The organism is Neisseria sp. P0020.S003, from assembly GCF_051957095.1.
Taxonomy (GTDB): domain Bacteria; phylum Pseudomonadota; class Gammaproteobacteria; order Burkholderiales; family Neisseriaceae; genus Neisseria; species Neisseria subflava.
Window position 1 is genome coordinate 1 of record NZ_JBQCWU010000012.1, and the last position, 25,480, is coordinate 25,480.

A 25,480-nucleotide genomic window follows, 5' to 3' on the forward strand; every position below is an offset into this window, starting at 1 on the left:
GGGAAATGCCGTAGTGGTCTGCGGTACGCTGCTGGCTGCGTATATGCAGGTAGTGGAGTACGGCTTGGTATTTGAAGTGTAATGTATATTTGCTCATAAAAAAACTGCACCTTGTGAGTTGGAGGGGGGGGATGTCCAACTTTTGGGGTGCAGTTCAATGTTCAGACGGCCTTTTTATATTGGCAGATTATTTTTTCTCTTGCTGACGCGTGTACACCAAAGAAGTCAGGATGGACGCGCCCAGTGCGCCGAAGACGACGGACAGGGAAATGGAAATCGGGATATGTACCCAGTGCATAATCAGCATCTTGATACCGATAAAGCTCAATACGAAAGCCAAGCCGTATTTGAGGAAAATAAAGCGTTCGGCAAAGTCTGCCAGTAAGAAGTACATGGCACGCAGGCCTAAAATGGCAAAAATGTTGGAAGTGAGGACGATGAAAGGGTCGGTGGTTACGGCAAAAATAGCGGGAATGCTGTCCACGGCGAAGATGACGTCGCTCAATTCGATCATAATTAATACCAGTAAAAGCGGCGTAGCGATGCGTTTGCCGTTTTCGATGGTAAAGAATTTTTCACCGTCAAACTGTGGGCTGGTCGGGATGACTTTTTTGAGTAGGGTCAGGATCTTGTTTTGGGAAAGGTCTTCCTCTTCGTCCGATTCGGGTTTCATCATGTGGATGCCGGTATAGAGCAGGAATGCGCCGAAAAGGTAGAGAATCCATTCGAATTGCTGTACCAGTGCCGCGCCGATGAAGATCATGATGGCGCGCAGGACGATGGCGCCGAATACGCCATAGAGTAAGACGCGGTGTTGGAATTTGGGTTCGACTTTGAAATAGCCGAAAATCATCAGGAAAACGAAGATGTTATCAACGGCAAGGGATTTTTCAAGCACATAGCCGGTGAAGAATTCGAGGACTTTTTCTTTGGCAACAATGGCCCCATAAGTTGGGTTGCCCGCCAGTTCAAAATAGAGCCAGCCTGCAAATGCGCAGGATACGGCCACCCAAATGCCGCTCCAGGCGAGGGCTTCTTTGATGCTGACTTTGTGGGCGCCGTTTTTTTTCAGAGATACCATATCGATGGCGATCATGATTAAGACGGCAATAAAGAAGATGCCGTAAAACATCGGCGAGCCGACGGACGGGTATTGGGTCATAAACAATCCTTGTGTGGGGTATGGGTAAGGTTTACCAAGACAGGTAGAACATTGCCTTGGCAAAAAAGACAATAAACAGCATATGGCTGAAGACAACGGCGTGTATGTATTTCGACCAGCCGACGGTGAGGGTGTGTCGGGCCATTTTGACAACGGCGATGGCAAAATGCACCAAAACGCTTACTGCCAACAGGATTTTGACGCTCAACATAATGTTGAAGGAACTGTCGAGAGGATGGTGCAGCATTGGCAGATAACGGTTGTACACCATAACGATGCCGCTGATAAAAAGGGTGATGACGATAATCGGCATCACGCGGACGGCACGATGGGACATGGCACGTTCGACTTCGCGGCGCGATTCGCGCGAAACGCGGCCGGTGTGCAAAACGGAGAGAACCAGCATTTCGAAAAATACGCCGCCGACAAAGGCAATCGCGCAATAAACGTGGATGATGTGTGCCAGTGCGTAGGTACTCATGACGGGTGTTTCCGGTAGTTCAGACAAGTCGTCATTGTATCACTACCGAATGCGGTTGATATATGCGCAATTTTATGCCAAATATATTAAATTTTATAAATATTCTATTGGAATTGCCGTTAATTTTTGAAGTTAACCGTTCATCAAAAGCATTATCTTAGTTTAATCTGTCTTTACTTATCAGAAAATATATTAATGAAATGTTGTGCCATACTGTTCTATATACAGCTTAACCCCTGATGGAGAATCAAACCATGAAGAAAACTTTTGCAAAAACTGTGACCTTGATCATGCTGGCTGCCTCTTTGGGTGCATGTGCCAATATGACTCAAACCCAACGCAACACTGCTGCTGGTGCGGTATTGGGTGGCGTGGCAGGTAACTTGATTGGTGGCGATACCGGCTCTACCTTGGGTGGTGCGGCTTTGGGTGGCGTTATCGGCAGTCAGGTTCATACCCGCTATTAATCCTTTATTCGGTTAGAAATAAAAAGGCCGTCTGAACATTCAGACGGCCTTTTGTTTTGCGGTTTATTCGTTGACGAAGGTTACACCGGTCAGTTGCGATTGCAAAATGGCAGTGCGCAAAGCAGTCAGTGCTTTCGGACGGACAAAGTTGCGGCGATAGGCCAAAACGACACGGCGGTGCGGCGCATTGCCTTCAAACGGGATAATGCTGAAAAGCATATGGTCGTTTTCGGTCAAGGCGGTAGCCGGCATGACGCTGATGGCCAAACCGCTGGCAACCATGTGGCGGATGGTGTTGATGGAGCTGCCTTGCAGGGTATTGGTCAAACCTTGGATTTTCTGTTTGGAAGCCAATTCGGAACAGCTCGCCAACACTTGGTCGCGCATACAGTTACCTTCGGACAGCAGCAACACTTGTTCTTCGCTCAAAAGCTGAGGCGTAACGGCATCGAGTTCTTCAAAGTGATGGCCTTTGGGAACAATGACGAAGAAAGGTTCGTCATACAGAGGCTCGGTTACGATGCCCGGCTCTTGGAACGGTTCGGCAACGACGATTGCATCGACATCGCCACGTTTGAGCGACTCGGTCAGGATGTGGGTATAGTTCTCTTCCAGCATCAGCGGCATTTTCGGCGCGGTTTCACGCAGCGCGGTAATGAGCTTGGGCAGAAGGTAGGGGGCAACGGTGAAAATCAGGCCGAGTTTGAACGCGCCTTCCAATTCGTTTTGCTCTTCATTGGCAAGGTGCTTGATGAGTTCTGCTTCTTCCAGAACCCGGCGGGCTTGGGCGACAATGCGCTCTCCCGCTTCGGTCGTGATGATATCGTTGCTGCTACGGTCGAACAGGGATACCGACAGCTCTTCCTCCAGCTTTTTGATGGCGATGGAGAGGGTGGGCTGGCTGACAAAGCAGCGTCGTGCGGCACGTCCGAAGTGACGTTCTTGTGCGACGGCTACGATGTAACGCAATTCGGTCAAGGTCATGTGTTAAGCCTTTTTTTGTTCCGGCAGGGTGATGTTCAGCTCAAGAACGTCCAAGCCGTCTTGTTTCTCTTGGGAGATGCGGATGTCGTCCAATGATACGTTGACGTATTTGGACAGGACTTCCAACAACTCTTTACGCAAGGTCGGCAGATAGTCTGGAGCTTGGCCTTCTTGTGCGCGTTCTTGTGCGATGATGATTTGCAGGCGGTCGCGCGCGACTGTGGCGGTTTTCGGCTTTCTGCCGAACAGCATATCGAGCAGTGACATGTATTAACCTCCGAACAGTCGTTTTAAGAAGCTTTTCTTCTCAGCTTCGAGGAAACGCATTTCGCGGTTTTCACCCAAGAGGCGGGCGATAACGTCTTTATAGGCTTCTGCTGCTGCGGCATTGTCTTGGTGGATAACAGGTTCGCCGGCGTTGGAAGCTTGCAGAACGTTTTGTGATTCGGGAATCACACCGATCAACGGAATACGCAAGATGTCGCAGATGTCTTGTACAGACAGCATTTCACCCTTGGCTACGCGCTCAGGGGAGTAGCGGGTAATCAGCAGGTGCTCTTTAACAGTACCGCCTTGTTCGGCTTTGCGGGATTTGCTTTGCAAAATGCCCAGGATGCGGTCGGAGTCGCGGACGCTGGATACTTCCGGATTGGTGGTAATGATGGCTTCGTCGGCAAAGTAGAGCGCCATCAGTGCGCCTTGTTCGATACCGGCAGGAGAGTCGCAGATGATGAATTCGAAGCCCATTTTTTCGCTGGCTAACTCTTTCATCACGTTGTCTACACCTTCGCGGGTCAGTGCGTCTTTATCGCGGGTTTGCGATGCAGGCAGGATGTAGAGGTTTTCGCAGTTTTTGTCTTTAATAAGGGCTTGGTTGAGAGTCGCTTCGCCGTGGATAACGTTGATGAGGTCGTATACGACGCGGCGTTCGCAACCCATAATCAGGTCAAGGTTGCGCAAACCGACGTCGAAGTCGATTACGGCAGTTTTGTGGCCGCGCAGGGCCAGGCCGGTTGCGATGCTGGCGCTGGTAGTGGTCTTGCCTACGCCGCCTTTACCTGAAGTTACTACGATGATTTTGGACACGATATTTCCTTTTTAAGTACTGATGTTTATTCGGCGTCGATTGCGCTGATAACCAGTCGGTTGTCTTGCAATGATACTTGTACGGGTTTTTTGTGCAGATGCTCGGGCAGGTCTTGCTCGAAGTTGCGGTAGATACCGGCAACGGAGACTAATTCGGCCTGCATGGAATGAATAAAGATGCGCGCGTTGGTATTGCCTTTGGCACCGGCCAACGCTCTGCCGCGCATGGGGGCATAAATATGGATGTTGCCGTCGGCGATAAGTTCCGCACCTTGGCTGACGATGCCGGTAACGATGAGGTCGCCGTTTTCAGCGTAAACCTGCTGGCCGGTACGCACGGGCGTGCTGACCAATACAGTCGGATTGTTGATAACGGTGGCCTGTACGTCTTGCGGCTGCGGTGCTTGGCGCGAGGCAGGCGCTGCCTGTGTGTCGGCTGCTTGGGTGGAGTTGCCTTGTTTGAATACCAAGTGGTAACGCGCCGCTGCTGCCGCCCATGTGTCGCTGGTGTGGTGCAGCCCTAAGATTTGCATACCGTAACGGGCAAACAGGGAAATCATGCCGCCCAAATCGATGGATTCGGGGTGGTCGAAATCTTGTACGTCTAAAATGAAGGGAACGAATTCGTCTTGGGATTGGCCTGCCAGTTGGCGCAGGAATTCTTCCAATTCGGTTAAATCTGCGGTGTGCAGATGGATGGATAAGACGTCCAAACGTGACGTTTTTATGTCGAATGCGGGTTTCATTGTAATGAAATAATAAAATTTTTTAATGACGTAAGTTTACCGTGTAAATCTTGGCTATTCAATCTGTTTGACCATCTGAAACCAAAATATTTTGTTTGAACGTTTTTCAACTGTATTTAGTGTGGTTTTTTGGTGTGAATGCAGGTTTCAGACGGCCTTGGGAAAGGGGTAGCCGTGTGTGTCGATGTCATCGGCGGCGGCCCACGGCGTGTGGATGAGGGTGGACGGTAGGTGCGCCAATTCGGGGACGTAACTGCGGATGTAGCTGCCGTCGGGATCGATTTGATGCGAACGGTGGGCATAGCGGACGGTAGCCGTGTCTTGTGCGGCGAGGTGCCAGTTGGCTTGGTTGAGTGCGGGGTCGGTGCCGGTTTGGACGGAGGCTGTCCACGCGATGCCTTGGTTGGGGTCGAAGTTGAGCGCATGGCAGAAATAGTGGGCACACAGCTGCTGGAGAACGGGGTGTAAGTGGCCGGTGGCTTTGAGGCCGCGGATGGAGGCGTCGATGATGGGTACGCCGGTTTGGCCGAGTCGCCAGTATTCGCGTACCGGAGCGGCATCGGTTGTTTCGGGTAGGCGGCGGTGGTAGGCGAGTTGGTAGCAGTAGTCGCGGAAAATAAGCTTGTCCAGCCATTCGAAATGTCGGTTTGCCAAGCCTTCGGCAGCCAGCAGGCGCGGTGAAATGCAGCCTGCGGACAGGTAGGCATTGAGGAGGCTGGTGTTTTTTCGTGCCGGAAAATTTTGGGTAATCGGGTAGTGAACCAAATTCTGTTTGAACGCGTGCCATTGCGTTAAGGCTGCGGTTTCGCCGCCCTGTTGATAGGCAGGCAATACTGCGCCGGTATGGGCTGGAAACAGTGGAACGTTTTGTCCGGTTTGAACAGGCAATTCGGTTTCAGACGGCCTTTGTCCTGAATAAGCCTGCAACCATGCTTGTTTATAGGCGGCAAAATCGGTGTAGGGCAGGCCGTTGGCATCCATGAGGGGGGATTTGGCCAAAATACCGCGGTCGTTGGCGTGTTGCAGGGTAATGCCTGCCCGGTCGAAATTGTGCCAGAGGTGGTTGTCTTGGCGGATTTCGGCTTCGGTGTAGGCTTCGTCTGTGATGACGGTATGGGCATTGAGCGCAACAACCAAGGGGAGGAGGTCTTCGTCGGAAGCGACGACATATAAAGGAATATGGTGCGCCGCCAGACGGGTATGCAGCTCTTGTGCGGCTTGATAGTGGAACAGGCTTTGACGCGGATTGTGGTTTTCAGACGGCCTTTGGCTGACCCAGACGCAGGCGATGGGCAAACCGTTTGCAACGGCGGCATTAAGCGCGGCATTGTCGTGCAGGCGGAGGTTACGGCGGAACCAGACAAGGACGTGAGCAGATTTCATGAGCATGTTCCGACGAAAAAGGGGAGACCATTTTATCAGAATCGGCCTCATGTATCAGGCCGTCTGAAAAATCTTTTGGTTTGATTTTGCTATATAATTTTGGTTTTAGCAATGAGGTGGCAATCATGACCGAGAAAACCGTTTTGGCACTCATTACCTGCCAAACTTATCCCGAACCATCGGACAACCTGAAAACATTGGCGGCATGCTTGGAAAACATAGGCGTGAAAACCGTATTTGATGCGTGGCAAAACCATCCGTCCGCGCCATTTTTGCTGCCTTTGTGTGCATGGGATTATGCCGCTGAACCCGAAGCTTTCCGCCAATGGTTGGAGCAAGCCGAGCAGGCGGGGCAGCGTTTTATCAATCCCCCCGAGCTGATGGCTTGGAATATGGAAAAGACTTATTTGTGCGATTTAGCAGAACGCGGCGTGCAAGTGATTCCCAGCGTGTTCGTTCCGCCGCAAAAAGCCGAATTGGCCGACATTTTGAACCGACAAGGCTGGACGGAAGCAGTCATCAAGCCGGCATTCGGGCAGAGCGGCAAAGGCGTGGTCAAAGTTTGTGCGGAGGTATTGGACGTGGATATGGCGGATTATCCGCAAGGCATGATTGTTCAACCTTATATCCGCGAAATCGAAACGGCGGGTGAAACCTCGCTGGTGTTTTTCAACGGCGTATTCAGCCATGCCGTACGCCGTCAGCCGCCTCAAGGCGAATGGCGCGCCAACTCGGCCTATGGCGTGTCGGTATTTGGTATCGAGCCGCCCGAGTTTGCCATCCGTGCCGCGCAAGACGCACTGGCCGCTTTGCCGCAAATGCCGGTTTACGCCCGAGTGGACGGCACATTGGTCGGCGACACCTTCCTGCTCAATGAATTGGAACTCATCGAGCCCGCCCTGTATTTGCACACCAGCGAAGGCGCGCCGGAACGCTTTGCCCGAGTGTTGGCGCAGTTGCTTGGGCAACATTCATCAACCTGACTTTATCAATATAATTAACAAGCCTCAGGCCGCCTGGAAACCATCTTTCAGACGGCCTGAGGCTTTTTTTAAACAAGATTTGCGTGTTTGTATTTTTCAATAATGTGCCATTTGTCGATTGTGTCATTTTAATTGTTGCAGTTTTAATTGATGGTTGATTAACTTTCATTTGGCATTTTATCTCGGCTGCAGCCTTTATTTTTAGCGGATTGTAAACAATCTGTCCGGTCTAAATAGATATCTTTTTAGGGTAAAACCTCAAAAATCTTTTTAAAAAGAAAGATATTGTCTTATTGAATATTCTGTGCTGAAATTACATGACACTACAAAAAGTAGTGCATAAAAAATAAAACAGACAAAGGAGAAAGCCATGCAATTTTTTTTAGACAATCTCAAAGCCTTTTTCGAAACCATCAGCGGCTGGGTCTGGGGACCTATTATGTTGATGCTGCTGGTCGGTACGGGCATTTTGCTGACCGTTTTGCTGAAAGGCTTGCAGTTCACCATGTTGGGTTATGCGCTGAAACAGGCGTTTGTGCCGTCAAAGAAGCATGAAGACGGCGAAGACCACGAAGGCGATATTTCCCATTTCGCGGCGTTGATGACCGCTCTGTCTGCCACCATCGGCACGGGCAACATCGCCGGTGTGGCGACTGCGGTGGTAACCGGCGGCCCGGGCGCGGTATTTTGGATGTGGATGACCGCCATTTTCGGTATGGCCACCAAATACGGCGAGGGCGTGTTGGCGGTGAAATACCGTGTCACCAATTCTAAAGGCGAAATGTCCGGCGGCCCGATGTATTACATCGAAAAAGGCTTGGGCAAAAACTGGAAATGGATGGCCGTTGCATTTGCGCTGTTCGGCACATTCGCTTCCTTCGGTATCGGCAGCTCGGTGCAGTCCAACTCGGTTGCGCAGGCAGTACAAACCAGCTTCAGTGTCGAACCTGCCTACACCGGCATAGTCTTGACCGTATTAACGGCCATTGTGCTTTTGGGCGGCATTAAGGGCATTGCCAAAGCCGCATCCTTTATCGTACCTGCCATGGCTGTGTTTTATGTAGTAGGCGGTATTTCCATTATTGTCGTGAATTCTGACGCACTGATGCCCGCCGTCAAACTGATTTTCTCCGATGCGTTTAGCGCGCAGGCCGTGGCCGGCGGTGCCATCGGTACGGTCATCCGCTACGGCGTGGCGCGCGGGGTATTCTCCAATGAGGCGGGTATGGGTTCTGCGCCGATTGCCGCCGCCGCCGCGAAAACCGACCACCCCGTCCGTCAGGCTTTGGTTTCCATGACCGGTACTTTTTTGGACACCATCGTTGTCTGCTCGATTACCGGTATCGTGTTGGTCATGGGTCTGCTCGGCGCAGGCGGCGAGTTTGTGAAACCTGAATTGAGCGGCGCGGCGCTGACAACCGTCACTTTCCAAAAAATGCTGCCCGGCATCGGCGGCTGGATTGTGACCATCGGCCTGATTTTCTTTGCTTACTCAACCATTCTCGGCTGGTGTTATTACGGCGAGAAATGCGCGGTTTACGTCTTCGGCGAGAAGTTTGCCGCCCTGTACCGCGTCGGTTATGTTTCTTCGGTTATGCTGGGAACCGTGTTGAGCCTTGATTTGGTGTGGCTGGCTTCAGACACATTCAACGGCTTGATGGCCTTGCCCAATCTGATTGCGCTTCTGTTGATGGCGAAAGTCATCGTCAATGAAACACGCGACTTCAAACAAAAAATCAAAAACGGCGAATTGCCGCATTAATGTCCAAGGCCGTCTGAACCTGAACATTCAGACGGCCCGATGTATATTAAGTTTGTTTTGAAAAAAGTCAGAGGAGGAGAAAAATGAAAGTGCTTGTTTTAGGTGCTGGTGTGGCCGGCGTATCTTCCGCGTGGTATCTGGCAGAGGCAGGACATGAAGTAACAGTCATCGACCGCGCCGAGGGCGTGGCGATGGAAACCAGTTTTGCCAATGCAGGCCAGCTTTCTTACGGCTATACCACGCCTTGGGCTGCACCCGGTATCCCAACCAAAGCGCTGAAATGGCTGTTTAAAAGCCATCCGCCTTTGCTGTTTCGCCCTGACGGCAGCCTGTATCAAATCGAATGGCTGTGGCAAATGCTGCAAAACTGCACGGCAGCACGCTATCAAACCAACAAAGAGCGCATGGTCAGGATTTCCGAATACAGCCGTGAAATGTTCCGCCGTTTTGAAGCGCAAACCGGCATGAATTTTGAAGGGCGCAAAAAAGGGACGTTGCAGATTTTCCGTCAGGCTAAAGAAGTCGAAGCAGCAGAACAAGACATTGCCGTTTTGGAACGCTACGGCGTGCCGTACCGCCGTCTGAAACCCGAAGAATGCGCAGAGTTTGAGCCTGCGCTGGCACGCGTTACCGCCAAAATTGCCGGCGGCCTGCACCTGCCTGCAGACGCGACCGGCGACTGCCACCTCTTCACCCAAAACCTGTACCAACTCTGTCTGGAAAAAGGCGTACAGTTCCATTTCAACCAAACCATCCGCCGCATCGAACACAATGGGCAGCGCATCAGCGCAGTCGAAACCGAAAAAGAACGCTTTGAAGCAGATGCCTTCGTCTGCGCGCTCGGCTGCTTCAGCAGGACGGTTTTGGCGCAGTTGGATCTCAATCTGCCGATTTATCCCGTCAAAGGCTATTCCTTGACCCTGCCGGTCACCAATTCAGACGGCGCTCCGGTTTCCACCGTTTTGGATGAAAGCTACAAAGTCGCCATCACGCGCTTTGATAACAGAATCCGTGTCGGCGGCATGGCGGAATTGTCGGGCTACGAAATCAAACTGCCCGAACAACGCCGCGAAACCTTGGCTTTGGTCGTCAACGACTTGTTCCCTGAAGGCGGCGATTTGAGCCAAGCATTGTTCTGGAGCGGCCTCAGACCGATGACGCCCGACAGCACGCCGTTAATCGGGCGCACCCGCTTTGATAATCTCTTCCTGAATACTGGCCACGGTACTTTGGGCTGGACCATGTCGCTGGGTTCGGCAAAATTAACCGCCGATATCGTGAGCGGCAAAGACACCGAAATCCGCAGCGACGATTTGAGCCTGTCGCGCTATCAGGCTTAAGCTGGAAAGCGATAAGGTTTAGCGATATTTCAAATTTAAAGGCCGTCTGAAAACCATTTTTCAGACGGCCTTATATTTCAAAATCCGTGTATCCAATCAATAAAATAAATAATAACTATTATCATGCGCATTAAAAGTGTTAGTCTGAACCTGTCCCAGCTTTTAGCGCAGGTTTTCTCATGCCCGATTTTTCGATGTCCAATTTGGCCGTTGCCTTTTCCATCACGTTGGCTGCCGGTTTGTTTACCGTATTAGGCAGCGGCTTGGTGATGTTTTCCAAAACGCCCAATCCGCGCGTGTTGTCGTTCGGTTTGGCATTTGCCGGTGGTGCGATGGTGTATGTTTCCCTGACGGAGATTTTCAGTAAATCCAGTGAGGCGTTCGCTGAAATTTATGATAAAGACCACGCGTTTGCGGCGGCGACCATGGCATTTTTGGCCGGTATGGGCGGCATTGCGCTGATTGACCGCCTGGTGCCGAACCCGCATGAAACCTTAGACGCGCAAGACCCGTCGTTTCAAGAAAGTAAACGCCACCATATTGCGCGAGTTGGCATGATGGCGGCGTTTGCGATTACGGCGCACAACTTTCCCGAAGGCTTGGCGACATTTTTTGCCACCTTGGAAAATCCGGCGGTCGGGATGCCTTTGGCCTTTGCGATTGCCATCCATAATATTCCGGAGGGCATTTCCATCGCCGCGCCGGTTTATTTTGCCACCCGCAGCCGTAAGAAAACGGTATGGGCGTGCCTGCTATCCGGCTTGGCCGAGCCTTTGGGAGCGGCCTTGGGCTATTTGGTTTTACAGCCGTTTTTGTCGCCTGCCGTGTTCGGTTCGGTGTTCGGCGTGATAGCCGGCGTGATGGTGTTTTTGGCGTTGGACGAGCTGCTGCCGGCCGCCAAACGCTATTCAGACGGCCACGAAACTGTTTACGGCCTGACAACGGGTATGGCGGTGATTGCTGTCAGCCTGGTATTGTTCCATTTTTAAAACCCGTATGCCAAAGGCCGTCTGAAATGATTCAGACGGCCTTTTTGCGTTATAATCCGCACATCAAAAATAACCTTAATTTCACAAAGTTCCATCATGTTAGACAAATACAATCCAGCCGAAATCGAATCCAAACATTATCAAAACTGGGAAGAGCAGGGCTATTTCCAACCTGATATGGATTTGACGAAACCGTCTTTCTCCATCCAACTGCCGCCGCCCAACGTAACCGGCACGCTGCACATGGGTCATGCCTTCAACCAAACCATCATGGACGGTCTGACCCGCTACTACCGCATGAAAGGCTGCAACACCGCCTGGATTCCGGGCACCGACCACGCGGGCATTGCCACGCAAATCGTGGTCGAGCGTCAGCTTGCCGCGCAAAACGTGTCCCGTCATGACTTGGGCCGTGAAAAATTCTTGGAAAAAGTGTGGGAATGGAAAGAAGTTTCCGGCGGTACGATTACGCAGCAGATGCGCCGCGTGGGCTGCTCTGCCGACTGGACGCGCGAGTATTTCACGATGGACGACGTGCGTGCCGAAACCGTAACCGAAGTGTTCGTGCGCCTGTTTGAACAAGGCTTGATTTACCGCGGCAAACGTTTGGTGAACTGGGATCCGGTATTGGGTACCGCAGTGTCTGATTTGGAAGTGGAAAGCGTGGAAGAACAAGGCTCTATGTGGCACATCCGCTATCCGCTGGCGGACAATCCTGCCGAAGCCGTCATCGTTGCGACCACCCGCCCTGAAACGCTGCTGGGCGACGTGGCCGTTGCCGTCAATCCTGAAGACGAACGTTATACCCATTTGATTGGTAAAGAATTAATCCTGCCGCTGACCGGCCGCACCATCCCCGTTATCGCCGACGAATACGTTGAAAAAGACTTCGGCACCGGCTGCGTGAAAATCACGCCTGCGCACGACTTCAACGACTACGAAGTCGGCAAACGCCACGACACGCGCCTGATTAATGTGTTCGATTTGGAAGCCAAAGTGTTGGCAAACGCCGAAGTGTTCAACTTCAAAGGCGAAGCGCAACAAGGCTTTGCCCTGCCTGAAAAATACGCAGGCTTGGACCGTTTTGCCGCGCGCAAACAAATGGTTGCCGATTTGCAGGAACAAGGCTTCTTGGTCGAAATCAAACCGCACACGCTGATGACACCGAAAGGCGACCGTACAGGTTCGGTGATTGAGCCGATGCTGACCAACCAATGGTTTGTCGCCATGTCCGCCACGCCAAACGGCGGCGAGCCTGACAGCGAATTCAAAGGCTTGAGCCTTGCCGACAAAGCCAAAAAAGCCGTCGACAGCGGCGCGGTGCGCTTCATCCCTGAAAACTGGGTCAATACTTACAACCAATGGATGAACAACATCCAAGACTGGTGTATCTCGCGCCAACTGTGGTGGGGGCATCAAATCCCCGCGTGGTACGACGAAGCAGGCAATGTTTACGTTGCCCGCAATCAGGAAGAAGCCGAAAAACAAGCCGGCAAAACCGGTTTGACCCGCGAAGAAGACGTATTGGACACATGGTTCTCCTCCGCGCTCGTGCCGTTCTCCACGCTCGGCTGGCCGTCTGAAACCGACGAACTCAAAGCCTTCCTGCCGTCCAATGTCTTGGTCACCGGCTACGAAATCATCTTCTTCTGGGTGGCGCGCATGATTATGATGACCACCCACTTCACCGGCAAAGTACCGTTTAAAGACGTGTACATCCACGGCATCGTGCGCGACCACGAAGGCAAAAAAATGTCCAAATCAGAAGGCAACGTCATCGACCCTGTGGATTTGATTGACGGCATCGACTTGGACAAGCTGCTGGTGAAACGCACGACCGGTCTGCGCAAACCCGAAACCGCGCCGAAAGTGGAAGAAGCCACGAAAAAACTCTTCCCCGAAGGCATCCCCAGCATGGGCGCGGACGCATTGCGCTTCACCATGGCGAGTTACGCCAGCTTGGGCCGCAGCGTGAACTTCGACTTCAAACGCGCCGAAGGCTACCGCAACTTCTGCAACAAAATCTGGAACGCCACCAACTTCGTCTTGATGAACACCGAAAACCAAGACTGCGGCTACGGCGCAACCGCCACCGAGCCGCGTGGCTACTCCTTCCCCGATATGTGGATCATAGGTCGTCTGAATCAGACCATTGAGCAAGTAACGCAAGCCTACGAAACCTACCGCTTTGATTTAGCAGCGGAAACCCTGTACAGCTTCGTGTGGAACGACTATTGCGACTGGTATCTGGAACTCGCCAAAGTACAGCTCCAAACCGGCTGCGCCAGCCGCCAACGCGCCACACGCCATACCTTATTGCGCGTACTCGAAGCCGCCCTGCGCCTGCTGCATCCGATTATCCCGTTCATCACCGAAGAATTGTGGCAAACCGTCGCCCCCATGTGCGATGCCAAAACCGCCGACAGCATCATGCTCGCCCGCTTCCCCGAAGCCGACCGCGAACAAATCGTTCAGACGACCTTCGAGCAAATGACCGTGTTGCAGGATTTGATCGGCGCCGTCCGCAACCTGCGCGGCGAAATGGGCATCCAGCCCAACGTGAAAGCCCCGCTGTTTGTCGAAAGCGCGGACGACCTAGCGGACTACCTCAAATACCTGCCGATGATGACCCGCCTGACCGAAGCACAGCAAGTCGCCGCCCTGCCCGAAAGCGAAGACGCCCCCGTCGCCGTCTGCAACGGCGCGCGCCTGATGCTGAAAGTCGAAATCGACAAAGCCGCCGAAACCGCCCGTTTGAGTAAAGAGGCCGAGAAGCTGCAAAAAGCCTTGGACAAACTCAACGCCAAACTCTCCAAACCCGGCTACACCGAAAAAGCCCCCGCGCATCTGGTGGAAAAAGACAAAGCCGATTTGGCGGAATTGGAAGACAAAATGGCGAAAGTTCAAAATCAGTTGGCGAAGTTGAAAGACTGATTTGATTGAATAGACAAGGCCGTCTGAAAAATGTTTTTTCAGACGGCCTTGTCTATTTATAAATTATTTCTCTGGCACTTCAGGAGGCTTTTTGTATCTTTCAAATTCGTTAAGCACGCTAAATTCAAAAAATGCTACACTTTCGATTTCGCTGGCCTTAATTGCCAATCGAAAATCATTGAGTTTCAATAGTTTCTCCTCGCTTAATTCATCTTCAGAAACTAAGCCATGCTTTTCATAAACACTGACGTAGTTGCAATCAAAGAAAATATCCAGCGTATCCTTATCGCGATATCCGCTGACCAGAGGGATAATCAGTACATAATCCAAATCACCTGATTCAAACTGTTCTTCCATCACCAGCCCGACATATACCTTTCGGGATTTTAACGACAGGCGTAACGGTTTTTGCATGGAAGCTGCCTCAATCACAAGCCGAAGCAAACCATCATAATTCCTGATGTTTTCAACGATCAACGTATTGCCTTGCTTTTCTTTATCTTTAATTTCACTCTGACAAAGAGCCCATGCAAATACCGCAACAAGAACATGATAAACCTGAATATCATCAAAAAGAATGAATGTTACCTTTCTTTGAAGCCAAATTCTTACCGATAAATTACAAACCTTCGATAAATTACAAACCTTCGATAAATTATTACAAACCCAATTACAAACCCAATCGAAAAAGTTAAGGACAAGAAAAGCCACTATCCACAAAATAATAGCTATGACGAGCGCCATAACAAGAAAACGCAAACCGTGAAATCCCAAATAAACATAGGTTTCCCAGCCTGCGCTCCGTTTTAAATTTACTTTTTCTGATGGAAGGCTACGGACATAGTGGTAGCCAACAACCAAGATTAGCATGGTAAACAGAACCGCCATTACCTATTACTCCTGCTGCATGTGTCGTGAACTGGCAGTCTCTGTTAGTTGAAATTTTTTAAAATCGGATAAAACCACATGAACCCTGCGACGTACTTTCTCATTACCGTAATCGACCTTTACCCGCCCACTGCTATCTAAAATCAGAGTATCTATTTCAGTACGGTTTTGAGTATCGTCAAAAAGTCCATAATTTTTTGGATTAGCAACCTGTTTAACCAAGCCGAAGGCTGTTTTTAGAACACTCATTCCAATTTTCCTAAAAAATGTATAGATAAAACTGTAATATATATCAAACCTTATAGAAAACCTCAAGAAGAATATAACTACTCTTTAAAGTATTTTCAATAATAATTTACAATCAAATCAAACAATTTGAGTCAAACCAAACAATCTGACTTTCATCCACGCTGATGCGGATTTCCTGTCCGGTTTGCGGTTTGTCCGTATCGTGGTCGGCATGGGGATACCAAATCAAATCGCCGTATTGCGGATGGGCGAGGGTAAGGCGTGTGCCTTCGGCGAGGGGGACGGCTTCGCTGATGCGGACGGCCGTGCCGTTCGGGTCGAATCGGATGGCGTGTTGGGGGATGTAGCGTGTGTCGCCGGTGTTGGCCAAACCGAGCAGCAGGGCGGCTTGGGCGTTGACGGGGCGGCGGATAAGGGTTTCCGGCGTGCCGTGTTGGAGGATGCGGCCTTCGTGCATGATGGCGATGGTGTCGGCCATGGTGCAGGCTTCTTCGGCGGAGTGGGTCACGAGGATGGCGGGGATGTTTTGACCGCGGATGCGTTCGGCGGTCAGGGTGCGCAGGTGGTGGCGCAGGTGGGTGTCGAGGCTGGAGAAGGCTTCGTCCAAGAGCAACAGCGACGGGCGCGTGATTAGGGAGCGCGCGAGGGCGAGGCGTTGCTGTTCGCCGCCGGAGAGGCTTTCGGGTTTGCGTTGCGCTTCGTGTTCCAAACCGATGTCGCGCAAGGCCTGCATGGATTGTTCTTCGATTTCGGCTTTGGGCAGACGGCGCATTTTGAGGCCGAAACCGACGTTGTCGAGGGCGGTTAAATGCGGCAAAAGGGCGTAGTCTTGAAACATCAGCGAGATATTGCGCTTTTCAGACGGCATGTCGGTGATGTTGTCGCCGTTGAGCCAGACTTCGCCGCTGTCGGGGCGCACCAGGCCGACGATGGTTTTGAGCAGGGTGGATTTGCCGCAGCCGGAGCGGCCGAGTACGGCGAGGATTTCGCCTGCTTCGACGTTTAGGTTGATGTCTTGGGCAACGGTTTTGCTGCCGAAGCGTTTGTTGATGTTTTTGAGTTGCAACATGGTTTCAGACGGCCTTTAAAAATGGGGTCAGCAACGGATGCTGTCAAGCCATGCGGACAGCGGATGTTTGGGGTCGATCAGGCCGTATCGCCGGCAGGCTTCGATCGTGACCAACTGGGCATCGTGCATCATGTGTCCGCCCAACATGGCATCGAGCAGGGTGGGGATGTCCATCAGTTCAAAACCGGCGACTTCGCCGTCTTGGTTGGCGGGTTGGAAGCCTTCGGGCAGGACGATGTCGAAGATATACAGGATTTCGTTGTGGACACCGCGATTAACGGGGCGCAAACTATATATTTGGGCGGTCGGTCGGATATGGGGTGTTAACGAAGCGGGAATGCCGGCTTCTTCTTCGCCTTCGCGGCAGACGGCTTCAGACGGCCTCTCGCCGCTGCTGATGCCGCCGCCGGTCAGATTGTCGAGTTTGTTTGGATCGACGGCTTTGTGCGGACTGCGGCGGCCTATCCAAAAGCGCAAACCGTCTTCTGTTTCGACCAATCCGTTCAAATGCACTGCCTGACTCATCAGGCTGAACGGACGGAAGGCGGCGCGTTCGAGTGCGCATAAAGGCTTGCCCGACTGGTCGCAGATGTCGAACTTTTCACCGCGCCAACCTTTGAGCCAACCGCACTCGCGCCATTGTTGCGCCAGCGTTTGCAAACTGTCGCCCATTTGAGCCCAGCTGTCGGTTTCCAAATTCAGGCCGTCTGAAAGGGTTGACTGCCTGCCTGTCCAATCTTGCCCGAGGCGTTCGCGCCATAACGGGTTCAGACGGCCTAAAGGCAGGCCGTTGAGATACAGAATGCACCAATCGTCGGATGCGCCATAACTTGTCTGCGCCCAATCCCACAATGCGTCGTGGACATCGGGTGTGAATACTTGTTCAAAACGGAAAGACTGAGACATGGCGCATCCTCCAAAAGAACTAAAGATACGTCGATTTTAGCCGTTTACGGCGAATTTGCAAAATAACCGCACTACCCGAAAACCGCTATAATAGAGTAAATCATCCGAAACGAGCACATCATGAGCGAATTGAGCGAAATCCTCGCCTATAACCAACATTTCGTCGAAACGGGCGAATACGAAAAATACTTTACCAACAAATACCCCGGCCGCGAGCTGGCCATCCTCTCCTGCATGGACGCACGCATTATCGAGCTGCTACCCAATGCCTTGGGCTTGAAAAACGGTGACGCCAAGCTCATCAAAAACGCCGGCGCGCTGGTGACCCACCCTTGGGGTTCGGTGATGCGCAGTTTGTTGGTGGCCGTATTTGAACTCAAAGTCAAAGAAATCATGGTCATTGCCCACCACGACTGCGGTATGCGCGGATTGCATGCCGAAGAGTTCCTCCAACGCGTACACGACAGCAATATCCCCGACGACCGCATTGAAACCCTGCGCAATGCCGGTATCGATTTGGACGGCTGGCTGACCGGTTTTGACAACGTCGAAGACAGCGTGCGCCATACCGTCGAGCTGATTCGCAAACATCCGCTGATGCCCGACAACATCGCCATCCACGGCCTGGTCATCCACCCGACCACAGGCAAGCTCAACCTGATTGTTGACGGCAGCCTGCCTGCTTCAGACGGCCAAAACATCTAACGCAGACACCACCACGAAATGAAAAACATCGGATTATTCGGCGGCACGTTTGACCCCATCCACAACGGCCACCTCCACATCGCCCGCGCCTTCGCCGACGAAATCGGTTTAGATCTCGTCGTCTTCCTGCCGGCAGGCGACCCGTACCACAAAGACAGCACGCGCACGCCGGCACAAGAGCGCCTCAACATGGTCGAACTCGCCATCGCCGACGAGCCGAAATTCGCTGCCAGCGACTGCGATATCGTCCGCGACGGCGCGACTTATACGTTTGACACCGTCCAAATCTTCCGCCAGCAGTTTCCCGGCGCGCAACTGTGGTGGCTGATGGGCAGCGACAGCCTGATGCAGCTGCACACATGGAAAAAATGGCAAACCCTCGTTCGCCAGACCCATATCGCCATCGCCATGCGCCAAGGCGACAACCTCAACAAAACCCCGCGCGAATTACACGCATGGCTTGGCGAAGCCCTGCAAAACGGCAGCGTCCGCATCCTCAATGCGCCGCTGCACAACACCAGCTCCACCCAAATCCGTGCCGATCTCGCCAAAACCCACCATTCAGACGGCCTGCCGCAACCCGTCGCACAATACATCCGTCAACACAAACTCTATGAAAAATAGCGTTTATTCAGGCAGATAAGCTATAATGCCGTCTGAAAACATTTCAACTAGGAAAACAATGAACGAACAAGAATTGCAAGACCTGCAAAAAATGGTCGAAGTGGCCGTAAACGCCCTCGAAGACATTAAAGCCAAAGACATCTCTGTTTTGGAAACCCAAGACAAAACCTCCCTGTTCGCCCGCATGATTATTGCCAGCGGCGACAGCACACGCCAAGTCAAAGCACTGGCGAACAACGTTGCCGTCGATTTGAAAGAAGCCGGTTTCGAAATCCTCAGCACCGAAGGCGACAGCGGCGAATGGACGCTCGTCGACGCAGGCGACCTTGTTGTCCACGTCATGCTCCCTGCCGTGCGCGACTTCTACGACATCGACACCTTGTGGGGCGGAGAAAAACCGAGTTTCCACGCCGGTATGCAAAAACCTTGGCACGCCGCCGACTAAAACGGTTTATCCATACAAAGGCCGTCTGAAACTTGAAAGCAAGCAAGTTTCAGACGGCCTTTTGCTATAATTCCATTCTTTTCACATTATTCAAATTATTGCACCATCATGCCGCAACCCGATTTCGCCCAAACCCTCTCCAAAGACCGCCATTTTCTGCGATCTGCCTTTAAAAACCCCAATAAATACGGCGGCTTAGCCAAGGTTGAGGAAAAATACAAAAAATCGCACGACCTCTATCTGCAACGCCTGTCCAAACTGCCCAAGCCCGAATTCGACAACACGCTGCCTGTTCACGAAAAACTCGATGAAATCAAAAAAGCCATTGCCGAGAATCAGGTAACGATTATTTGCGGCGAAACCGGTTCGGGCAAAACCACGCAGTTGCCCAAGATTTGTTTGGAACTCGGGCGCGGGGCGGCGGGGCTGATCGGGCATACCCAGCCGCGCCGTTTAGCCGCGCGTTCGGTGGCAGAGCGGATTGCCGAAGAGCTGAAATCGGAAATCGGCAGCGCGGTCGGCTATAAGGTGCGCTTCACCGACCACACCTCGCGCGATGCCTGCGTCAAGCTGATGACCGACGGCATCCTGCTGGCGGAAACGCAAACCGACCGTTATCTCGCTGCCTACGACACGATTATCATCGACGAAGCACACGAACGCAGCCTGAATATCGACTTCCTCTTGGGCTATTTGAAACAGCTCCTGCCGCGCCGCCCCGATTTGAAAGTCATCATCACCTCGGCAACCATAGACGCAGAACGCTTCTCCCAACACTTCAACGGCGCGCCCGTGCTGGAAGTGAGCGGGCGCACCTATCCCGTCGAAATCCTCTACCGCCCGCTGACCAGCAAAGACGAAGACGATGCAGAAGTCGAGCTGACCGACGCGATTGTCGATGCGGCGGACGAATTGGCGCGACACGGCGAAGGCGATATTTTGGTGTTCCTGCCGGGCGAACGCGAAATCCGCGAAGCCGCCGAAGCCCTGCGCAAATCCCCGCTGCGCCGCAACGACGAAATCCTGCCCCTGTTCGCACGCCTGTCGCACGCCGAACAGCACAAAATCTTCCACCCCACAGGCGTAAAACGACGCATCGTGCTGGCAACCAACGTCGCAGAAACCTCGCTCACCGTGCCGGGCATCAAATACGTCATCGACACCGGTCTCGCGCGCGTCAAACGCTATTCCGCACGGGCAAAAGTGGAGCAGCTTCATGTCGAAAAAATCTCCCAAGCCGCCGCCCGCCAACGCTCCGGACGCTGCGGACGCGTCTCCGCAGGCGTATGTATCCGACTGTTTTCAGAAGAAGATTTCAACAGCCGCACCGAATTCACCGACCCCGAAATCATCCGCAGCAACTTGGCCGCCGTCATCCTGCGCATGGCAGCATTAAAACTGGGCGACGTGGCAGCATTCCCGTTTTTAGAAATGCCCGATTCGCGGTATATCAATGATGGGTTTCAGGTGTTGTTGGAATTGGGGGCGGTTAATGAACATAACGGACTGACCAAACTCGGCGAACAAATGGCGCTCCTACCCATCGACCCGAAAATCGCGCGCATTTTGCTGGCGGCAAAGAAACACGACTGCATGGCGGAAATATTGGTGATCGCGTCCGCGCTGTCGATTCAAGACCCACGCGAGCGGCCGCTGGAAGCGCGCGATGCTGCCGCCAAGGCGCACGAGCGGTTTATCGACAAGCAATCCGATTTCCTTGCCTACCTGAACATTTGGGACAGCTTCCAGCGCGAGCGCGACAAAGGTTTGTCCAACAAGCAGCTGGTGCAGTGGTGCCGTCAATATTTCCTGTCGCACCTGCGGATGCGCGAGTGGCGCGAGCTGCACCACCAGCTTGCCCAAACCGCGATTGAAATGGGTTTGACCACCAAGGAAGCCGCTTTCAGACGGCCTCCCGAAATCAGGCAGCTTACGTCGTCTGAAAACGCGGGCGACCAAGACCTATCCGCCAAACTCAAACAAAAACAACTGGATAAGAAACAACACCGCGCCCAAATCCGCGCCGCCAAAGAGGCGGGCTACGAACAAATCCACCGCGCCCTACTCACCGGCCTCATCGCCAACGTCGGCATGAAATCGCCCGACGGCAACGACTACACCGGCGCGCGCGGCAGCCGCTTCCACCTTTTCCCCGCCTCCGCCCTGTTCAAAGCCAAACCCAAATGGGTGATGGCGGCAGAACTCGTTGAAACGACAAAACTTTATGCCCGCGATGTGGCCGCCATCCAGCCCGAATGGATCGAGCAGGAAGCGCCGCACCTCGTCCGCTACCACTATTTCGAGCCGCACTGGGAACAAAAACGCGGCGAAGTCATCGCCAGCGAACGGGTAACGCTCTACGGCCTGACCGTCTTGCCGCGCCGCCCCGTATCCTACGGCAGAATCGCCCCCGAAGAAGCCCGAGAAATCTTTATCCGTAGCGCGCTGGTGGCGCAGGAATGCGATTTGAAAGCGGATTTTTTTGCCCACAACAAAAAGCTGATTAACGAAATTACCGAACTCGAACACAAATCGCGCAAGCAAGACGTGCTGGTCGATGACGAAGCCCTGTTTGCGTTTTATAACGAACGACTGCCCGATTTTTATACGGCGGACGCGGTTTCAGACGGCCTGCATCCTGCAAATCCGCAGCAACCCGCCCCCTCCCCCGTGGGGGAGGGTTGGGGAGAGGACAAAACAGTTGCCGCACAAACCAACTTTTCCGCAGCCGCAGCAAACCCTCTCCCTAACCCTCTCCCACAGGAGAGGGAACAGAGTACCGCAGTTTCAACGGTTTCAGGCAGTCTGAAATCGTCCACAGCAACATTCCGCATACGCCCCGCCACACATAATGACGCAGCCCAAATTGCCGAACTGTTCCGCCGCGCCGTCCTGCACATTGAAGCAAGCCATTATAGCGACAGCGAAAAAGCCGCATGGATACAGGGCGCGGACAATGCCGCCTTTTGGCAAAAACGGATTGGACGCGGCTGTATCCGATTGGCAGCGCAAAATGACCGCATACTCGGCTTTATCGAATACCTGCCCGAGCAAAATCATTTGGACTGCCTATTTACCGACCCTGTCCACCAGCGGCAAGGCGTTGCTTCCGCGCTGTTGTCTGCCGTTTTGCCGCAGGCGGATGCAGATAAAACGGTAACGGCAGATGTGTCCGCAGCCGCGTTGCCCTTTTTTAAAAAACAGGGATTTATACTGCAACACCAAAACCAAATTCAGCGAAACGGCTTGGTTTTAATCAATTACCGCATGATTTTGCAAACCGACAGCATTGATGCGGCCGCACAAACCAACTTTTCCGCAACTGCAGCAAACCCTCTCCCTAACCCTCTCCCGCAGGAGAGGGAACAAGGTGCCGCAGCTTCAACACTTTCAGACGACCCCAAAGCCCAAAAGCTACCTGAAAACTCCCTATGCTACGCCGACGGTCAACCGATACTGCTGGGTGATCGTGTAACTATCACCAGCAAACAATGGCACGGCAAAATCGTTGCCTTGATTGCCGAGCAGCAATACGACCCGTCCATCGGTTCCGCCGAAGAATGGGCGACATTACAAAGCGGCGTAATGGCGCAATTTGATGAAGCAGGTTTGGTGCACTATCCCGATGTTGAGACTGCCGGCGAACTCATCTTATTGGCACGAGCGGATGCAGCAGATGTCCTAAAATCTCAAAAGGACAACCGCGTGCGTGAACCGAGTTCACACACCCTACAAAATGTTTCAGACGACCCCAAACCCAAAAAGCAGCCTGCACTCCCAAAAGTCCGTCTGAAACCCCTACCCCTTGCCGACATCCGCACCTTCCAAGCCTGGCTCAAAACCGCCGAGCGCGACAACCCGCGCCTGCTGTTCCTCAGCCGCGACGACCTCATGCAGCACGCCGCCGCGCACATTACCGAAGAACAATTCCCCAAACACTGGCAAACCGCAGACGGCAAATTCAAACTCAGCTACCGCTTCGAGCCGCACCATCCGCTCGACGGCGTGACCATGACCGTGCCGTTGACCGTCCTCAACCGCCTGCACGCGCCGTCGCTTGAATGGCTGGTGCCCGGTATGTTGCGCGAGAAAATCCAGCTGCTGATTAAAGCACTGCCGAAGCAAATCCGCCGCATTTGCGTGCCCGTCCCCGATTTCATCACCAAATTTCTCGGAAGCAATCCCGACCGCCAAGCGGCCATTATTCCCCAGTTGGCGCACTTTATCGCCAAAAGTGCCGGCGATATGAGGATTCTCGAGCAAATCGACCAAGACGCATGGGCGGCGCAAGAATTGCCCGAACACTGCTATCTGAATCTGCGCATCATCGACGACGGCGGACAAGAATTAGCCATGGGGCGCGATTTAATCCAAATCCAACAACAACTTGGCAAAGCCGCCGCCACCACCTTCCGCGACAACACCCAAGAATTCGAGCGCGACAACGTTACCACGTGGGATATCGGCACCCTGCCCGAATCCATCAAATTCGCACGCGGCAAACAACAGCTCACCGGCTACCTCGGCCTGCAAAAAGAAAAAGACGGCCGCATCGCCCTGCGCCTGTTCGACACGTCTGCCGCCGCCGAACAAGCCCACAGGTTAGGCGTGATCGAACTCATGAAACTACAACTAAAAGAACAAGTTAAAGACCTGAACAAAGGCATCCAAGGCTTCACCCAAGCCGCCATGCTGCTCAAACACATCAACGCCGACACCCTGCGCGACGACCTCACCCAAGCCGTCTGCGACCGCGCCTTTATCGGCGAAGACGAGCTGCCGCGCAACGAAAAAGCCTTCAAAGAACAAATCAAACGCGCCCGCAGCCGCCTGCCCGCCGTCAAAGAAGCCCTCAGCCGCTACCTGCAGGAAACCGCCGCCGCCTACGCCGAACTGAACGGCAAACTCGGCAAACACCCGCTCACCCACCTCATGCGCCAACGCCTGCAAACCCTGCTCGCCGCCGGTTTTGCCACCCGCACCCCGTGGGCACAATGGCCGCGCCTCCCCATCTACCTCAAAGCCATGACCCTGCGCCTCGAAAAATACAGCGGCAACCCCGCTCGCGACGCAGCCCGCGAAGCCGATATTCAAGAGCTGAAACAAATGTGGCAGGAAAAAACCGACAGCTTGGTGAAACAAGGACTACCCGTTTCAGACGACCTCGCCGCGTTTAAATGGATGATTGAAGAATTGAGAGTGTCGCTGTTTGCGCAGGAATTGAAGACGCCGTATCCGGTGTCGGTGAAGAGATTGATGAAAGAATGGGATAAGATGTTATATTGAAATTTTTTATTCTAAGAGGCATAATTAGCCTAAGAGTTTATATTTTAAATTGGAGAAGAGTAATGGCTAAATTTGATTCTAAAGTTCAACAAGAACAAGAAGCTACCAAAAAGCTTAAAACTAGTATTCTTCCATTTGGTTTTTCTATCGGATTAGTTGACGATGACTTAATTTTGATTGAGTTTGTGGATAGATTGAATGGTGAAAATGTTATTGTTGAATCAATTGCGTTAACCAAAAATAAAACAATGAGTTTAGTAGGTGCTTTGCAAAAAGCACTTCAAGAAATCAACAAATGAATATTAAGTAAAAAAACCTTCAGATTTACTTTTTTAGCAAAATGAAAATATTGAGTTTAAATAGAGATAAAGATATGCTAAAAAATATCCAAGATCAACCAACTCGACTATGTATGTTGGATAGCAATGCGCGCAGTGTATTTACTAGCACCTTCCACCGAAAGCATAAAATTGCTTCGGACGAGATGTTGACAAATTGTTATTCCAACAAAGATTGGAGAAATTGGTGTAATCTGTTTACAACTTCCCTTGAAAATTTGGATTTTAAAGAGAAGCTTAAAGAAATAATTAGTAACAAAGAATTTAAAAATTATTTGTACCATTTTGATAATGATTTATATAAAAACCTATCTCAAGCTATAGAAGAATACGAGTCAAGTAAAATAAAAAATACTTTCTTTGCTGATATTTCCAAAGAGTCGCAAGAGTGCGTCTTACGTATACTCTCAATATTGGCGTGCAGAAATAATATTGATATCCATATTGACTCAAGTAATGGTAATGTAAATATAGATATTAACCATAATTCAAATGGAATATTAAACCTTCAAGTAGCAAGTGGCAAATTAATATATTTTTCTTATGTGGGCGAAAATGACAAAATCTTCAAAATAACTGGAAAAATAAAACTAAAAAGTGATTATGATCTTATTGAATTAAATAGAGTTTGTAATTTATTATAAGTATTGAAT

General features: G+C 52.0%; 23 protein-coding genes. 12 read left to right on the top strand and 11 right to left on the bottom strand.

Annotation, left to right across the window (positions count from 1 at the left end; genetic code table 11):
- Positions 1-187 precede the first annotated feature (187 nt).
- Together ACTHTQ_RS07585 and ACTHTQ_RS07590 are read right to left on the bottom strand one after the other, a co-directional pair.
- Positions 188-1,162 (bottom strand): TerC family protein, encoded by a 975-nt coding sequence (locus ACTHTQ_RS07585; protein WP_440363562.1) that lies wholly within the window; start codon positions 1,160-1,162, stop codon positions 188-190.
- A gap of 31 nt (positions 1,163-1,193) precedes the next feature.
- The gene (locus tag ACTHTQ_RS07590) at positions 1,194-1,643 is read right to left on the bottom strand and encodes a CopD family copper resistance protein (RefSeq protein WP_250591444.1); all 450 of its coding nucleotides are present in this window, start codon (positions 1,641-1,643) and stop codon (positions 1,194-1,196) included.
- Positions 1,644-1,897: 254 nt separating this feature from the next.
- Between ACTHTQ_RS07590 and ACTHTQ_RS07595 the strand changes: the two genes are divergently transcribed.
- Positions 1,898-2,110 (top strand): glycine zipper 2TM domain-containing protein, encoded by a 213-nt coding sequence (locus tag ACTHTQ_RS07595; protein WP_003684747.1) that lies wholly within the window; start codon positions 1,898-1,900, stop codon positions 2,108-2,110.
- 63 nt (positions 2,111-2,173) lie between these two features.
- Here ACTHTQ_RS07595 and ACTHTQ_RS07600 read toward each other — a convergent pair whose 3' ends face one another.
- The 5 genes from ACTHTQ_RS07600 to ACTHTQ_RS07620 form a co-directional block, all read right to left on the bottom strand.
- Entirely contained in the window at positions 2,174-3,094 is a 921-nt protein-coding gene (locus ACTHTQ_RS07600; protein ID WP_003680626.1) for a hydrogen peroxide-inducible genes activator, read from the bottom strand.
- Positions 3,095-3,097: 3 nt separating this feature from the next.
- On the bottom strand, positions 3,098-3,361 hold the full coding sequence (minE, locus tag ACTHTQ_RS07605; protein ID WP_003680625.1) for a cell division topological specificity factor MinE: 264 nt from the start codon (positions 3,359-3,361) through the stop codon (positions 3,098-3,100).
- A 3-nt stretch (positions 3,362-3,364) separates the two neighbouring features.
- On the bottom strand, positions 3,365-4,180 hold the full coding sequence (gene minD, locus ACTHTQ_RS07610; RefSeq protein ID WP_070590544.1) for a septum site-determining protein MinD: 816 nt from the start codon (positions 4,178-4,180) through the stop codon (positions 3,365-3,367).
- 26 nt (positions 4,181-4,206) lie between these two features.
- The gene (gene minC / locus ACTHTQ_RS07615; protein WP_003684756.1) at positions 4,207-4,926 is read right to left on the bottom strand and encodes a septum site-determining protein MinC; all 720 of its coding nucleotides are present in this window, start codon (positions 4,924-4,926) and stop codon (positions 4,207-4,209) included.
- Between the two features lie 147 nt (positions 4,927-5,073).
- Positions 5,074-6,309 (bottom strand): FAD-binding domain-containing protein, encoded by a 1,236-nt coding sequence (locus ACTHTQ_RS07620; RefSeq protein ID WP_440363563.1) that lies wholly within the window; start codon positions 6,307-6,309, stop codon positions 5,074-5,076.
- A gap of 125 nt (positions 6,310-6,434) precedes the next feature.
- Between ACTHTQ_RS07620 and ACTHTQ_RS07625 the strand changes: the two genes are divergently transcribed.
- The 5 genes from ACTHTQ_RS07625 to ACTHTQ_RS07645 all read left to right on the top strand — a co-directional run bounded on the left by ACTHTQ_RS07625 (position 6,435) and on the right by ACTHTQ_RS07645 (position 14,317).
- The gene (locus ACTHTQ_RS07625; RefSeq protein ID WP_440363564.1) at positions 6,435-7,292 is read left to right on the top strand and encodes an ATP-grasp domain-containing protein; all 858 of its coding nucleotides are present in this window, start codon (positions 6,435-6,437) and stop codon (positions 7,290-7,292) included.
- 370 nt (positions 7,293-7,662) lie between these two features.
- On the top strand, positions 7,663-9,054 hold the full coding sequence (locus tag ACTHTQ_RS07630) for an alanine/glycine:cation symporter family protein (RefSeq protein WP_440363565.1): 1,392 nt from the start codon (positions 7,663-7,665) through the stop codon (positions 9,052-9,054).
- Positions 9,055-9,137: 83 nt separating this feature from the next.
- Positions 9,138-10,394: a D-amino acid dehydrogenase gene (locus tag ACTHTQ_RS07635; RefSeq protein WP_440363566.1), complete on the top strand. Its 1,257-nt coding sequence runs from the start codon at positions 9,138-9,140 to the stop codon at positions 10,392-10,394.
- A 179-nt stretch (positions 10,395-10,573) separates the two neighbouring features.
- A complete protein-coding gene (zupT, locus tag ACTHTQ_RS07640; protein WP_070748597.1) occupies positions 10,574-11,383 on the top strand; it encodes a zinc transporter ZupT in 810 nt (269 codons plus the stop codon).
- A 96-nt stretch (positions 11,384-11,479) separates the two neighbouring features.
- Positions 11,480-14,317 carry a valine--tRNA ligase gene (locus ACTHTQ_RS07645; protein ID WP_440363567.1) on the top strand — a complete coding sequence of 946 codons (2,838 nt, stop codon included), beginning with the start codon at positions 11,480-11,482 and terminating at the stop codon, positions 14,315-14,317.
- A gap of 63 nt (positions 14,318-14,380) precedes the next feature.
- On the opposite strand, the gene ACTHTQ_RS07650 is transcribed toward ACTHTQ_RS07645, so the two are convergent.
- From ACTHTQ_RS07650 to ACTHTQ_RS07665, 4 genes are all read right to left on the bottom strand, one after another.
- On the bottom strand, positions 14,381-15,205 hold the full coding sequence (locus tag ACTHTQ_RS07650; RefSeq protein WP_440363568.1) for a hypothetical protein: 825 nt from the start codon (positions 15,203-15,205) through the stop codon (positions 14,381-14,383).
- A 6-nt stretch (positions 15,206-15,211) separates the two neighbouring features.
- The gene (locus ACTHTQ_RS07655; RefSeq protein WP_440363569.1) at positions 15,212-15,454 is read right to left on the bottom strand and encodes a hypothetical protein; all 243 of its coding nucleotides are present in this window, start codon (positions 15,452-15,454) and stop codon (positions 15,212-15,214) included.
- A 112-nt stretch (positions 15,455-15,566) separates the two neighbouring features.
- Entirely contained in the window at positions 15,567-16,523 is a 957-nt protein-coding gene (locus ACTHTQ_RS07660; RefSeq protein WP_440363570.1) for an ABC transporter ATP-binding protein, read from the bottom strand.
- 27 nt (positions 16,524-16,550) lie between these two features.
- A complete protein-coding gene (locus tag ACTHTQ_RS07665; RefSeq protein ID WP_440363571.1) occupies positions 16,551-17,429 on the bottom strand; it encodes an NUDIX domain-containing protein in 879 nt (292 codons plus the stop codon).
- A gap of 120 nt (positions 17,430-17,549) precedes the next feature.
- On the opposite strand from ACTHTQ_RS07665, the gene ACTHTQ_RS07670 reads away from it, so the two are divergent.
- The 6 genes from ACTHTQ_RS07670 to ACTHTQ_RS07695 all read left to right on the top strand — a co-directional run bounded on the left by ACTHTQ_RS07670 (position 17,550) and on the right by ACTHTQ_RS07695 (position 25,471).
- Positions 17,550-18,134, top strand: coding sequence for a beta-class carbonic anhydrase (locus ACTHTQ_RS07670; RefSeq protein WP_049322449.1), 585 nt, complete (start codon positions 17,550-17,552; stop codon positions 18,132-18,134).
- Between the two features lie 18 nt (positions 18,135-18,152).
- Complete coding sequence (nadD, locus tag ACTHTQ_RS07675; RefSeq protein ID WP_003684732.1) at positions 18,153-18,758, top strand: nicotinate-nucleotide adenylyltransferase; 606 nt, start codon at positions 18,153-18,155, stop codon at positions 18,756-18,758.
- A gap of 58 nt (positions 18,759-18,816) precedes the next feature.
- Positions 18,817-19,203 carry a ribosome silencing factor gene (gene rsfS, locus ACTHTQ_RS07680; RefSeq protein ID WP_002246503.1) on the top strand — a complete coding sequence of 129 codons (387 nt, stop codon included), beginning with the start codon at positions 18,817-18,819 and terminating at the stop codon, positions 19,201-19,203.
- A 108-nt stretch (positions 19,204-19,311) separates the two neighbouring features.
- On the top strand, positions 19,312-24,489 hold the full coding sequence (gene hrpA, locus ACTHTQ_RS07685; RefSeq protein WP_440363572.1) for an ATP-dependent RNA helicase HrpA: 5,178 nt from the start codon (positions 19,312-19,314) through the stop codon (positions 24,487-24,489).
- Between the two features lie 62 nt (positions 24,490-24,551).
- Positions 24,552-24,788 (top strand): hypothetical protein, encoded by a 237-nt coding sequence (locus ACTHTQ_RS07690; RefSeq protein WP_440363573.1) that lies wholly within the window; start codon positions 24,552-24,554, stop codon positions 24,786-24,788.
- A 74-nt stretch (positions 24,789-24,862) separates the two neighbouring features.
- Complete coding sequence (locus ACTHTQ_RS07695; RefSeq protein ID WP_440363574.1) at positions 24,863-25,471, top strand: hypothetical protein; 609 nt, start codon at positions 24,863-24,865, stop codon at positions 25,469-25,471.
- Positions 25,472-25,480 lie beyond the last annotated feature (9 nt).